At 50.2% G+C, this 12,886-nt stretch carries 8 protein-coding genes; 2 read left to right on the top strand and 6 right to left on the bottom strand.

Features of this window, described 5'->3' with window-relative positions; all coding sequences use genetic code 11:
* Nucleotides 1-61: 61 nt before the first annotated feature.
* Both B7982_RS13695 and B7982_RS13690 read right to left on the bottom strand, forming a co-directional pair.
* Nucleotides 62-1,684: a DASS family sodium-coupled anion symporter gene (locus B7982_RS13695; RefSeq protein ID WP_088661233.1), complete on the bottom strand. Its 1,623-nt coding sequence runs from the start codon at nt 1,682-1,684 to the stop codon at nt 62-64.
* Nucleotides 1,685-1,730: 46 nt separating this feature from the next.
* Entirely contained in the window at nt 1,731-6,686 is a 4,956-nt protein-coding gene (locus B7982_RS13690) for a T9SS type A sorting domain-containing protein (protein WP_088661232.1), read from the bottom strand.
* Between the two features lie 215 nt (nt 6,687-6,901).
* Between B7982_RS13690 and B7982_RS13685 the strand changes: the two genes are divergently transcribed.
* Together B7982_RS13685 and B7982_RS13680 are read left to right on the top strand one after the other, a co-directional pair.
* Entirely contained in the window at nt 6,902-7,735 is an 834-nt protein-coding gene (locus B7982_RS13685) for a hypothetical protein (protein WP_088661231.1), read from the top strand.
* A gap of 156 nt (nt 7,736-7,891) precedes the next feature.
* Nucleotides 7,892-8,659: a transporter gene (locus B7982_RS13680; RefSeq protein WP_088661230.1), complete on the top strand. Its 768-nt coding sequence runs from the start codon at nt 7,892-7,894 to the stop codon at nt 8,657-8,659.
* A gap of 133 nt (nt 8,660-8,792) precedes the next feature.
* Here the strand turns inward: B7982_RS13680 and B7982_RS13675 are convergent, their stop codons facing one another.
* The 4 genes from B7982_RS13675 to fabG all read right to left on the bottom strand — a co-directional run bounded on the left by B7982_RS13675 (nt 8,793) and on the right by fabG (nt 12,881).
* A complete protein-coding gene (locus B7982_RS13675; protein ID WP_088661229.1) occupies nt 8,793-10,619 on the bottom strand; it encodes an extracellular solute-binding protein in 1,827 nt (608 codons plus the stop codon).
* A 79-nt stretch (nt 10,620-10,698) separates the two neighbouring features.
* Nucleotides 10,699-11,511 carry a ribonuclease III gene (gene rnc, locus B7982_RS13670; protein WP_014546673.1) on the bottom strand — a complete coding sequence of 271 codons (813 nt, stop codon included), beginning with the start codon at nt 11,509-11,511 and terminating at the stop codon, nt 10,699-10,701.
* 354 nt (nt 11,512-11,865) lie between these two features.
* Nucleotides 11,866-12,105: an acyl carrier protein gene (gene acpP, locus B7982_RS13665; RefSeq protein ID WP_014546672.1), complete on the bottom strand. Its 240-nt coding sequence runs from the start codon at nt 12,103-12,105 to the stop codon at nt 11,866-11,868.
* A gap of 47 nt (nt 12,106-12,152) precedes the next feature.
* On the bottom strand, nt 12,153-12,881 hold the full coding sequence (fabG, locus tag B7982_RS13660; RefSeq protein WP_014546671.1) for a 3-oxoacyl-[acyl-carrier-protein] reductase: 729 nt from the start codon (nt 12,879-12,881) through the stop codon (nt 12,153-12,155).
* Nucleotides 12,882-12,886: the final 5 nt, after the last annotated feature.

Raw genomic sequence — 12,886 nt, 5'->3', positions numbered from 1 at the left:
GTTACCCGAGCGATTTTCGTAGATGGCGCCCCCGGCACGGTGGCCGGGGTGACATTTTCAATTACTTAGCTGTAGAATCCGTGACCACAACCTTAGCGGCAGAGTCAGCCGGAATAGCGACAGCGGCGCTATCAGCAGCCGGTTCAGCAATCGTTTCCGCCGGAGCAGCAACTTCGGCAGGCTTTGCATAAACAGGTGCGGCAGGTGCCGGAGCAGTTACAGCAGCCGGAGCGGCAGCAGCTTCAGCCGGATCTTCGAAGAAGTTCACCTTAGAAAGGCCGAACATCATAATCCAGGAGAGAACGAGACCGCCGATACCCATCACGATACCCGTGATAGCCATGCCACGCGTATCCGTGTAACCCGTTGCGTGGGCAAGTGCGTTAGGCGGTGTAGAAATCGGGAGGCACATACCGAGGGAGCTAGCGAATGCGACAGCGACCATCAAGGAGGTCACGCCACCGAGCGGAGCGAGGTTGTCCTTGCAGCTCACGGCCACGACGATGAAGATCGGGACGAGCAAGCTAGCCGTAGAGGTGTGGCTCATGAAGTTTGCCATGAAGAGGCAGATGAAGCCGCAACCGACCATGAGGACGACCGGAGACCAGGTATTGAACGGAATAGCGTTGATGAGGTCCTTTGCAAGACCAGTCTGCTGCAAACCGAGACCAAGAGCAAAACCACCAGCCACGAGCCAAAGAACGTCCCAGCTCATTTCGTTGAGGTCTTTCTTAGTAATCACACCCGTCAAAGCAAACACAGCCATCGGAATCATAGCAATCACGTTGTCGTTAAGACCGTGAACCTTGCTACCCGTCACCCACAAAATCACGCACACAGCAAAGGTAATGTAAACGATGATAGCGCGCGGGCTCTTGTCAAAGCCTTCAGCACCTTCGATATCGAGGTTCATTTCCTTCATCTTGATCGGGTAGAGCTTGAGGAGCAAGAGCCAAGCGAGAACCATCATAATAATCACATACGGAACACCGAATTCCATCCACTGGCCAAACGAGATATTGAAACCGCTGGACTGGAGAGCGCCAAGAGCGATGGCGTTAGGAGGCGTACCGATCGGAGTACCCATACCACCGATGTTTGCACCGAGCGGGATGGCAAGAGCAAAAGCAGCTTTACCGCGGTCATTTTCATCAAAGAGCTTGAGCACCGGGCCGAGGATGGCGAGCATCATAGCGGCAGTAGCGGTGTTGCTCATGAACATGGAGAACACAGCCGTAATAATCATGAGGCCAAGGAGCACCCACTTCGGGTCCTTGCCGAACGGCTTCAAGAGCACGCGGGCAAGGTTCTTGTCCATGTTGTACTTGCAAGCGGCAGAAGCAAGGAAGAAGCCGCCCAAGAAGAGCATGATAATCGGGTTGGCAAATGTTGCCATGATGTCCTTGAACTTGAGCGGATCAACGCCTTCCACGCGGAACGGGATAAGAGCCGAGTTCGAAAGCGTAAGAATCATCAACACGATCACGAACATGGAAGTAGACCAGATCGGGAACGGTTGGAGAATCCAGAAAAGGGCAGCCATCACAAAGATTGCGATGACGCGAATTTCGAGAGGGTTCAAGGCCGTGTCACCCACGAAGCCGAGGGCTTCGTACGGGACGAAGAGGGCAGCGATGGCGAGCACCGATGCAATAATGAGTTTGATGAGTTTTGCTTTTGTCATAACGAGCGCAAATTTAGTAATTAAACTTGCGTTCGGCTAGACTGATTTATCGGACCATAATGCGGGTGACGGCACTCTGGCTACCGACCTTGACCTTCACGAAGTAGACCCCTTGCTTGGGCTTTTTCATGGCAATGGCGTTCGTGCCCGCATTGGCAACAGCATTGCCAGTCGCCACAATTCGGCCATCGATACCCACGACACTGATTTTCACCTTAGCACCGGCGAGCTTGGCGGCGGCATCGAAGCCGACGTTCAAGACATTCGGAGTCTGATTCACGCGGAGACCCTTGAGAAGGCTCTTCGTTGCGGCAGCAACTACTGCACTCTTGGTCACTCGAACAGAGACATTCTTAGTCTTCGACGAGAGTTTTACATCCAGCGGACGGTCCTTCACGACTTCTACAGTTTCGTTATCGACGGTCGCATAGACATGTAAGCCCTTCGCCCAGACTCCTTCGAGGCCTTCGAAGCTCAAATGGCCCTCACGAGTGGTCGTTGCACTCACTTCGAGATCCCATTCGAGGTCATCGGCATTCGGCTTCACGCTCTTGACAAGGCGCTTTTTGCCATCCATAATGGAGAGGTTCACGCGATCACCCATACCTGCAGGCGGTTCGCCCAAAGACGAGGCTGTTCCGACAGCAAGTTCGTTCCAAGAGTCGCGTTTGCCATTATTGTCAGCCAAGACGACACGGAGATTCCACTCTTCAGCAGCCACGCTCTTGTTCAAGGACTTCTTTTCTTCTTCGAGAACAATTGCGGCCTTCAGCGGAATGCGATACGTCATAGATTTATCCGTGTGAACCCAGATGGCTTCATATGGTCCAAGCGTATCCGGTTCTTTGTAAGAGCAAACTTCAGGATCCCATTTGTAGAACTGAAGGCCCTTTTCTTTCGGCAAGGTCACATACCAGCCAAACGGATTTGCCACGAGATTCCAACCAGAATACTTATTTTCCAGTTTCCAGACAATTTCGTCCTTCATGTCTGGCGTTTCAAGGCTCATCACCAGCGGCTCGTTATCAATCGGGCCATACCAGTAACCGCGAGTGGAATCGAACTTGTCGTTCACGCTGAACTTGCGGTATTGCCAGTAATCGCCAACCGGATTCGATTCATCCCACCAGTAGACAGCCGTCGTAGCGTTCAAGCCATTTGCCTGTGCACAGGCATCATCCATTTCACGATAGAAGTAATCATCGTCAGGAGCGGTGCCGTTCTTGACTTGCGCCTTCATCTCTTCACATTGTTCAGCAGCCCAGTTCTGCTGCTGGCGAGCAAAACGTGCTTCCAGTTCAGACAGGCATTCGTCGCCCTTGTCGCGGCAGAAGGCGTACAGAGAAAGCGTCTGCCAAGAATGAGTAGCGACTTCTTGACTTTCCATAGACGTGAAGGTTTTTGAGTAAGGGATGGAATCAACGCCATCCGTAATCATGAAGGTCACAGTATATCTGCCAGCAGGAGCCGGGTCGAGGCGCCAAGTTCCGTTCTTGACATCACCCACCGTTTTTCCATCGACAATGGTATCGAGGTAAATTCCCTTCTGCGAAACCACCTGAATGTGGTAATCGACATTTTCAGACATATTTGCAAGCAGGCTATCGAATTGCATACGGAGGCCCTTACCGTCCTGCGTTGCCGTCGGCTCGGCAATATCGAGCAGATACTTTTTATGTTCTGCACTGCTAGAGCTCGATTCGTCATTAACAGAACTACTGGAGCTTGACGTTGCAGAAGAACTGCTAGACTTATCTTCGCTCGAGCTGCTGGAGTCATTCCCGGCGCTGCTACTAGATGCGTTGCCGTTACCAGCGCTAGAAGAATTGCCACCATTGCCCGCACTCGAAGAACTCGAGGATTCCGAAGTATTTCCGCTGCTAGAACTGCTGGAATTTCCGCAAGCTTTAGTCTTCACCTTGACGGTCAGATCAGACTTTACATTTGTATAAGTTCCGTTCCAGCTGTCGAAGCACTTGCCTTCGGGCAATTCTAGATCTGTAGGAGCGGTTGCATCTTTGTTGTATTCAACAGTCTGCGTCTTAAAGACCTTTGTTCCGGCTTCATCTGTAAATTTAACCGTATAGGTGCAAGGAGCCGTTTTGGCCTTAATGGTCAAATCAGACTTTACACTTGTATAAGTTCCGTCCCAGCTATCGAAGCACTGGCCTTCGGGCAATTCTAGATCCGTAGGAGCCGTTGCATTTTTGTTGTATTCAATCGTCTGCGTATCAAATGTTTTCGTCCCATCTTCATTTGTAAACACAACTGTATACGTGCAAACCTTATATTGGGCAAGAATATCTACCGCAGCCATGATGTGAGTATAGTCTTCGCTCCACTTGTCAAAGCACTTGCCATCCTTCGACGCAGGAGTTGCAGGAGCCACGGCGGCATCACCCACTTTCACATTCTGGACATCAACAAGTTTATCACCAATTTTGACTAATAGAACAGCATCACCATCCTTGAACACTACAGGAACCGTCGAGACAATCTGCTCCGTCGATGGAGTTCCAAAGAACGGCAATCCCCCCGCATCATTAGAATAGGCCCACACCATATCTTCGGATTCAGTCCAGAGGCTGTTCAGGAACGCCGCAAAATTTGACGATTCCATATAGTCTTTAGAGACATAGCCGTTATTTTTAGCCGTCAATTCCGTTTTTGCACCATTGCGCACATTATTTGTAGCGGTGAATTCGCCAAAATTGCCCTCTGTAAAGTTTTTAACACTGGAACCATCCGCATCACCAATAGCAGCAACGTTATCTACACCATAATGGAAATTCGAAATAAGTATGGATTCCTTTTGTCCTTGAATTCCCGGGATTTCGCCAAACAGGTAACCCACTTTATTTTTGGGAGCTTCTTCATCAGCTTTTTCAACGGCAAACCCATCAGAAATGTTACCATTCGAATAGGTATTCTTTACAGTTATTGCTTCTGCAGCCCTTGATTTTCCAACAAGACCACCCAGGCTAAAGGCCTTTTTCTCAAAAGATCCGTTTTCGCCATCTAATTTGTTAAAATGTCCCTTGACCGAACTTTGTACAATTTCGCCAATCAGGGAACAATCTCCGCAGAGACCACCCACAGAGGCATAACTGTCATATCCAGGAGTACCAAAAGCCTCATAGTCCAAAAGAATCGATTTCTTTGAACTTCTCGGCCCAACCTGAACATCCTTAAACGAAATCTTTGAATTACCACTGCTAACCAAAGGGAATTTACCGATAACTCCACCCACATAGGAGTCAACACCATCATCGACAACCTTGATGTAGTTTGTAGTACGCAAGCCTTTTACAACCGCCGACGAATTATACGTATTCACAGTACCAAACGCACCGCCAATATAAACCTTCTCCGAAGCTTCGGCTATTTTGGTATTCGTTTTCTTTACATCGTAAGTAATGCCAACGCTTATTTCGTTCTCAGCCACAGCATCTTCGTTTCCGGCAATAACAGCAGCACCCACAAGGCCACCAATCGAAGCCGATACATGAACTTCAGCGGTCGACGCAATGTCGGGTTCCTTAGCACTCAGATTAATTGAACCTGTAGCCTTCGATTTTGTAAGAGTCAAATACAAATCAGTCGATGACGAATTATTCACATGGTCACACCCTGCATAACCGGCAATACCACCCATATAATACTGATAAATTCCATTTTTCTTTACGGCTTCTGTTATCTCGAAATCCGTTACAGAAGCGTTCGATATTTCCAGCTTTCCACTATTGCATATATCACCGTTCCCTATAAGGCCGCCAAGATAAGTCGCTTTAGGCAAAGTCATTTTGAATATGCTTTGCGAAGCTTTCAGATTTTCGACATTTGCCTCCTGGATAATCAAACTTGATTTAGGGTAGTTATTCGAATCAATTCGCTTAACTTCGCCAAGCAAGCCACCCATTGATATACCACCAGCAACAACAGGCCCCGTCGCGGTGTTGGGTCCCTTGATAGAAATCTTATTGATTTTAAATTCTTTGTAGTCTTCATAGTTCTGGTTACCCTTGGTGACATACAAGCCCACAAGGCCACCCACGCTCGACAAGTCAACAGCAGCCTTGTTTCGGACATCGACCTGCAAATTGATGTTGTCAAAAGAGGTTTGGTAAGTAACACCGGCAAGACCGCCAACAAGGGCCTTATACCCATTAGTATATGAAATACCACAACCTTCACATTCACCAACATAGCCATCGATCACTTGGATTTCATTTGAAACTTTTACTACGTTATTAGTTCCATACGCATAAAAGTTCGAGATCAACGATTCCTCAATGACACCGGCAAGACCACCGGCGAGCGGCCCCTGGATGACCACATTATTCAAATCAACGCCATTCACTTCGCTCTTATAAATTTTTCCGGCAAGCGCCCCAACAGGGAAATACTTAGCACCCAAGTCAGAAGAGTTCAACGTCGAAGTCACAAATTGCACATCTGAGAAAGCCACGTTCTTAACGATAGCATTAGAAATCTCCTTAAACAAGCCTACCGAGGAACCCGTCTGGTCATCGATGGTCTTGCAGAGATTTGAAATAATATAGCCGCTACCATCAAATACCTTTCCTGTAAAATCAGGCGCGAAATGATCTTCTACACAGACCCCGGCTTGAAGCTCATGGAAATCAAGATCGGACGCCAAGACCAAGGTGGATGACTGTTTCATATCGGGATCGGGATTCGTTCTCCATCGAAATCCAAACTTGTTCCCACCAAGATCCATACGAAGTACTTTAACGAAAGCATCCGACACGGGGAAATCAGCCTTCACCTGCGCAAAATTGACGCATTCAACACCATCCTCATTTACCGATCCGATGGTACATTTTTCATTTTTCTGTTTCAGGTAAAGAGCGTTATCTTCGGCGCTATAGCCAAGATTCAAATACACGGACTTGGCCCAATTCAGCGGGGGTTCCGCAGCAAGTGCAGACATCGGGACGGCCAAACCTAAACCAAGCAGCAGACGTGTTAAATAATTCATTCAAGCCCTCTTTTTTGCGCGCCACAAATAACAGCACACCTCTTACTTGTAAAAATAATTTTTAAGACGACTTTGGCAACCGTCATTGTAAGCAAAAAACATCAATTGTGACAATTAGCACGGAGATGAAAATTTGCTTACAAATATTTAATTGCTTTGGGGACTTCGGTTTACTAAATTAGGGGCAACCAACAAGGTGTTTCATAGGAGTTAAAATGATCAAAAAGATTATTCTCTTGGCGGCTGTGATTGTTTCGTCCAGCTTTGCAACATGGGATTATTTCGGCCTTCTTCAGAACAATCAGGGTTCTTTCAAGGCAGGCCTTTACTACGATACAGACGATGACTGGTCCCAGATGGGCCTTAGAGTCGGCGCCCGTATGAACGTGACTCCGCAATTTGAACTTTCTCTGCAAGGTTTTGGCTACCAGTTCTGGGGCGAAACGGATTGCGACGCTTGCTCCGATGGCGGTAGCGGTCTTCGCGACCTGGTGATTGGCGCACGTTTTGCCTTGGACCCGGAACTTTACCTTTTCCTCGACTTTAACCTCCCGATTGGTAAGGACAAGGTCAAGGGTGTAGGCACAACCGCTCCGAGCAACGGTGAAATGTACCTCTACTTTGGAGCCCAGCACCACAACAACATCAACTCTATCAAGGGTGCCGCTTACGGAACCGAAGCCGGTATTTTCTGGGGCTTTGAACACCACAACCTCGAAAGAGGCCTCGAACTCCGCCTGGGCGGTGAATTCGACTACACGCTCCCCTCCGCCCCGCTTACGCTTATGGTCGGCGGCCAGTTCTGGCTCCGTCTTTTCAAGTCCGAATACTACAACGGCAACAAGGACGTGGACCTGCACGATGACTGGTCCAACCAGTTCAAGTTCTGGATTGGCGCCACCTTCAACATCAACGACAATATGAGCCTCAACGGCCAAATTATCGCCCGCAGCCAGGATTTGAAGAAAAAGGCTAAGGACAACGGCGTCCAAATCGGTATGGAAGGCGACGCTCTTGGCTTTACCCTGGATATGGAATTCAAGTTCTAGTCCTCTCGTTTAGGCTAACGACATAAAAAAATAAAAGTCTAAAATTCTTTAAAACCAGTCGATTACTCCGGCTGGTTTATTTTTATTTACAGATTTTCACAATTTTTATAGTTTTTATCTATATTTAAACGAAATAAACCATCCTATGGAGTTAATATGTTAAAAAAAATCATCCTCGGTGCAGCTCTTCTTGCATCCACCAGTTTTGCTACCTATAGCTACTTCCCGGTTCCCGAAGCCATGCATGGCGATGCCAAGCTCGTCGCTGACTTCGATATGCAGGACAAGTACAAGGACCTCCAGCTCACCCTCAAGGGCCGCTTCGTCCCGGTGCAGAACTTGGAACTCACCCTCAGCCTCCCCTACATGGTGTTCACCAAGTGGGACGGTGAAGACACCAATGGCGATGGTATGAAGAACCTGTCGTTCGGTGCCCGCTACCAGATCATCCCGACTGTAGCCGCATTCCTCGACATGACCTTCCCGACTGGCAAGGACGAAATCAATGACGACGGTTTTGGTTTCTATTTCGGTGGCCAGTACTCCCAGAAGTTCGGCAACCTCGACTTCGGTTCTGAACTCGGCCTCGGCTTCAACACGGAAGGCGACGACAAGGTCAAGGGCCCGATGCAGTTGACTATCGCTGCTGAATTGGATCCGATTGTTTCCCCGATCATCAGCCCGTACGTTGGCGCAAGCTTCAAGATTGCTCTTGGCGACCCGAAGTATGATGGTCACAAGAATGGCGACACCAGTGGTGACGTGGGCTTCTTCCCGTACGTTGGTGCAAACTTCAAGATTACAGACATGTTCTCTGCCGACTTGTGCGCACTCTTCGGCTTCGGTAAGGACTACTTGCTGCACTTCTATGGCAACAAGAAGACCCCGATTACGTTGGAAGCATCCTTCAACGCAAGCTTCTAATTCAAGAATCTTTATCCATCTATTGCAAAAGTCCCGGCGATGCCGGGACTTTTTGCGTTAAATGACAAGATGGAGATGCCCGACTGTCATCCCGGACTTGTTCCGGGACGGGCATGACAAGTTTGAGTGCAAGTTAGCGGATATCGAACGGCGGGATGGGGAGGCTTTCTCCGGATTTCATCGCCTTATCGAGTGCGGCGGACTTGACCGGATCCACCCACCAGTAAACAGGTATTGCGTCTTCGCGATTGAACTGGTCGAGAATCTTTTCGGGCGTGCCGTAGCGGTTCCAGTAGAGGATGCGATGATGGTCGCATTGCCACATCAGCACGTACGGGACGATTTCGGCAAGGCGGTTATCGAGCGCCTTCAAGATTTCATTGCGCTTCGCGAGGTCGAATTCCGTCTTCTGCAAGTTGATGAGACTATCGACAACCTTGTCCTGAACGCCGGCGAGGTTGTTCGTGCCCTTCTGCATGGCAGTCGTAGAAATCCAGCTAGCTTCCGGGTCGCGGAGGCGGCCAGCCCCCCAGTTCACCCAGTAAAGGTCAAAGTCAGCATCGTCCAAGCGCTTGCGGAGCGTGCTCTGGCTCATCTGTTCGATGGTCGCCACAACGCCCACCTTCTTCAAGTCTTCCTGGAAAAGCGTGAGGTGGCGCAAGTCTTCCTGACTCGTGATGAAGTTAATCGCAAACGGCTTGCCGTCCTTTTCGAGAACGCCTTCCCCATTCACCTTGTAGCCCGCTTCGGCAAAGAGCGCGCGAGCCTTTTCGGGATTGTAGCTGTAGACAGGCGCCGTCGGGTTCTGGTTATTCGCCCACAGGTCCGGATAGTAACTGTTGAGGAGGAAGTACTGGCCGTACATGTACTTTTCGTTCATCGCTTCACGATTCAAGAGATACGAGAGAGCACGGCGGACGCGGACATCCTGGAACTGCGGTTTGCGAAGGTTGATGGCCATGCCCTGGAAGCCAATCGGTTCCTTGTTGTAGATGCGCTGCTTGACAGCCCAGCCCTTCTTGACAGCATCAAAGTCGGTCTGTTTCATCCAGATGCTGCTCGTGTAAATGGCGTAGGCGTTGAAGTCCTGCTTCTTGAAAGCTTCAAGCGCCTTGGTCTGGTCGTTCATGAAGCGGTAGCGGATTTTCTGGAAGTTGTACTTGCCATGGTTCCAGTTTTTCTTGAAGCCCCACCAGTCGCTGCGGCGCTGGAGTTCGACAAAGCGGTCTTCACGGAACGTCTTGATAATGTACGGACCAGAAACGACCGGGAACTCATAACGGATCTTGTTGAAGTCCTTGCCACCCCACACGTGCTTCGGGAATGCAAGCATGCCGGCGGCTTCCCAGAAGTTGCCCCAATGCGATTCCTTCGCGGTCATGCGGACCGTCAAGCTATCGACAACTTCCGGGCGTTCAAAGCGGCTGAGACCCACCTTGAAAATCGGCGTGAGATTCTTTTCGTCCATGATGACGTCATAGTAGAACTGCACATCTTCAGCGGTGATGGACTTGCCATCGCTCCACTTCGCGCGCGGGTCCACATGGAACGTGAACGTTCTGCCGTCTTCGGAGACTTCCCACTTGTCAGCGAGAATGCCGACTTCGCGGTCTTCGGTGGTATGCAGGCTCACGAGCGGTTCGAACATCATGTTCATGAGCTCAGCAGAGAAGCTATTGTAGTCTTCCCACATGTTGAAAGACTTCGGCATAGCGGAGCCCCAAAGCGTGATAGAACCGCAAGCGCGGGCTTCCTTGGAGGCAATCGGGTCGAACTCGCCGGTTGCCGTAGAATCGAGCGGGAGAATCGGGCAATCGGCTTCGGAAACGGCGGTGCCTTTTTTAGACTTCGCGGCTTGCCCAGATTTGGAATCACCGGATTCATTGCAGGCGGCAAGAGCAAAAGCGAGAGCTGCCGCCATCGGGACGGCAAGTAAAGAGCGGAGGGAGAATGTATTCATGAGAGACAAGATAATAAAAAGGAGATGCCCGCTTACTTCGACTGCGCTCAGCACAGGCTCCGGCGGGCATGACAATCAACTACGGCAATCCGATATGGTGCGCGGGTTGTTTGACTTTGGGTGCGGCGGCTTTTTTAGCATCGGCTTCGGCGGCTTCTGCCTTGAGCGTTTCAAGCGACAGGCGGGAGGCTTCCTGTTCCGCCTTCTTCTTGTTCGGGCCTTGACCGCGGGCATACGATTTGCCGTTCACGACCACTTCGACCGTAAACACTTTCTGGTGTTCCGGACCTTCTTCACCGACAATCACGTACTCCGGAGAGCAGCGCAATTTGCCCTGGCAAAATTCCAGAAGTTCGCTTTTGTAGTTCACAAAGTCGGTTGCACTGATGATTTCTTGCACGCGCGGGAAATGGAACTTGTTCAAAATGGCACGGACTTCTTCGAGACCGCCATCGAGATAGACGGCGCCAAGCACAGCTTCATAGGCATCAGCGAGGATGCTTTCCTTGCCGCGACCACCCATCTTGGCTTCGGACTTTCCAATTTTCACGTATTCGCTCAGGTCCCATTCCTTGGACGATTGGGCGCAGGCGTGTCCCGAGACTATCGCGCTCTTGCGCTTGGAGAGTTCGCCCTCCGGATCGCTCGGATAAGTCCTGTACAGGAATTCCGTCGTAAGCATGTTGAGGACGGAATCGCCGAGGAACTCCAGGCGCTCGTTGTTGCTTGCGTACGGGACATCTTTCCCGACGAGGAACGAGCGGTGGACGAGTGCATGAGCCAGCAGTTCTGGATCGCGGAATCTGTACCCAAGCTTAGCCTCAAGCCCGTCACCGGACTTCTGGCGAAACCAGAGTTTAAGAATCTTGTGGAGCAGGTTTTGTTCTTCCAACAGAATCTCCTTATGAGTTTTAGACTGATGTACAATTTACATATTTGTCATGCCCGTCATAGAACGGGCACCTCCCTTTCATAAACGAGAAGGCGATGCCGTCCCCATTCGCGGATCATGACCACATAAGAACTAGTTGCATTCAAGGCGAGTGTCGCGACAGGCTGCTTGCAGACTGTCATGATTGAGCCGAAGATGCTGACGCAAAGCGTCAAAGTTCTAAGTGGTCAAAGAGAACGGAGTCCGGCATGACAAAGTGTCAGGCATGACAAGAATAAAAAAAGAATCCCCGGCGGAACCGGGGACCCAAAGCTCTTTCTTTGCCCAACGGATGCGGGCTAAAGTAAAACTAGATTACTTCTTGTGTGCTTCGAGGAAAGCAACAACGTCAGAAACCTTCTGGAACTTTTCAGCGTCGGAATCGAGGATTTCGACATCGAATTCGTCTTCGAGGGCCATCACGAGTTCAACACGGTCCAGGGAGTCAGCACCGAGGTCATTACCGAATTCAGATTCGGGCTTGACATCTTCAGCCTTGACTTCCAACTTAGCAACGATCACGTCCGTGACCTTCTTGAAAATTTCTTCGTTCATTTTTTTCTCCATGGGAAAAAGTTTTGTCCAAATTTAATAAAATGTTGTTAAGCGTTCAAGCCCCCATCGACACCAATTACCTGTCCGGTAATGTATTTGGCATCGTCGGAGGCCAAAAATGCGACAGCCTTGGCAACATCTTCCGGCTGACCGAGGCGGCCAAGCGGAATCTGGGCGGCATATTTTGCACGAGTTTCTTCACTCATGGCGGCGGTCATGTCCGTATCGATGAATCCCGGAGCGACAGCGTTCACGGTAATACCGCGAGAGCCGAATTCCATGGAGTTGGACTTGGTCATGCCGATCACACCAGCCTTAGCAGCAGCGTAGTTGGCCTGGCCAGCCTGAGTTCTGATACCGTTCAAGCTTGCAATGTTCACGATGCTGCCTTTGCGGGCGCCCATCATCGTCCTGAGGACGGCTCTGGTGCAAAGGAACGTCGAGCGGAGGTCCGTTGCGATAACGTTATCGAAATCTTCGTCCTTCATGCGAAGTACGAGGCCGTCACGGGTGATGCCAGCGTTGTTCACGAGGCAGTCCACGCCACCCAGTGCGTCGATAGCTTGTTTGAAAGCGTCCTTCACAGAGTCGGAGTTGCTCACGTCGCATGCGAACGTGAACGTCTTGACGCCGAATTCCTTGGCGATAGCTTCGGCCTGTTCCGGGCAGCCACCACGGGAAATAAGAACAACGTCAGAGCCGCGAGCAGCAAGTTCTCTTGCAATGGCAAGACCGATACCGCGAGATGCGCCAGTCACAATAGACTTCGTAGGCATTATAA

The organism is Fibrobacter sp. UWB2 (assembly GCF_002210425.1).
GTDB lineage: Bacteria > Fibrobacterota > Fibrobacteria > Fibrobacterales > Fibrobacteraceae > Fibrobacter > Fibrobacter elongatus.
The sequence above is the reverse complement of the archived record's forward strand: the minus strand, read 5'-3'. Positions and strand labels throughout refer to the sequence as shown.

Excerpts from the sequence above, each read along its gene's own strand:
- acpP (WP_014546672.1), bottom strand. The coding sequence starts at position 12,105 with ATGAACGAAGAAATTTTCAAGAAGGTCACGGACGTGATCGTTGCTAAG.
- B7982_RS13680 (WP_088661230.1), top strand. The coding sequence starts at position 7,892 with ATGTTAAAAAAAATCATCCTCGGTGCAGCTCTTCTTGCATCCACCAGT.
- fabG (WP_014546671.1), bottom strand. The coding sequence starts at position 12,881 with ATGCCTACGAAGTCTATTGTGACTGGCGCATCTCGCGGTATCGGTCTT.
- B7982_RS13690 (WP_088661232.1), bottom strand. The coding sequence starts at position 6,686 with ATGAATTATTTAACACGTCTGCTGCTTGGTTTAGGTTTGGCCGTCCCG.
- B7982_RS13695 (WP_088661233.1), bottom strand. The coding sequence starts at position 1,684 with ATGACAAAAGCAAAACTCATCAAACTCATTATTGCATCGGTGCTCGCC.
- B7982_RS13675 (WP_088661229.1), bottom strand. The coding sequence starts at position 10,619 with ATGAATACATTCTCCCTCCGCTCTTTACTTGCCGTCCCGATGGCGGCA.
- B7982_RS13685 (WP_088661231.1), top strand. The coding sequence starts at position 6,902 with ATGATCAAAAAGATTATTCTCTTGGCGGCTGTGATTGTTTCGTCCAGC.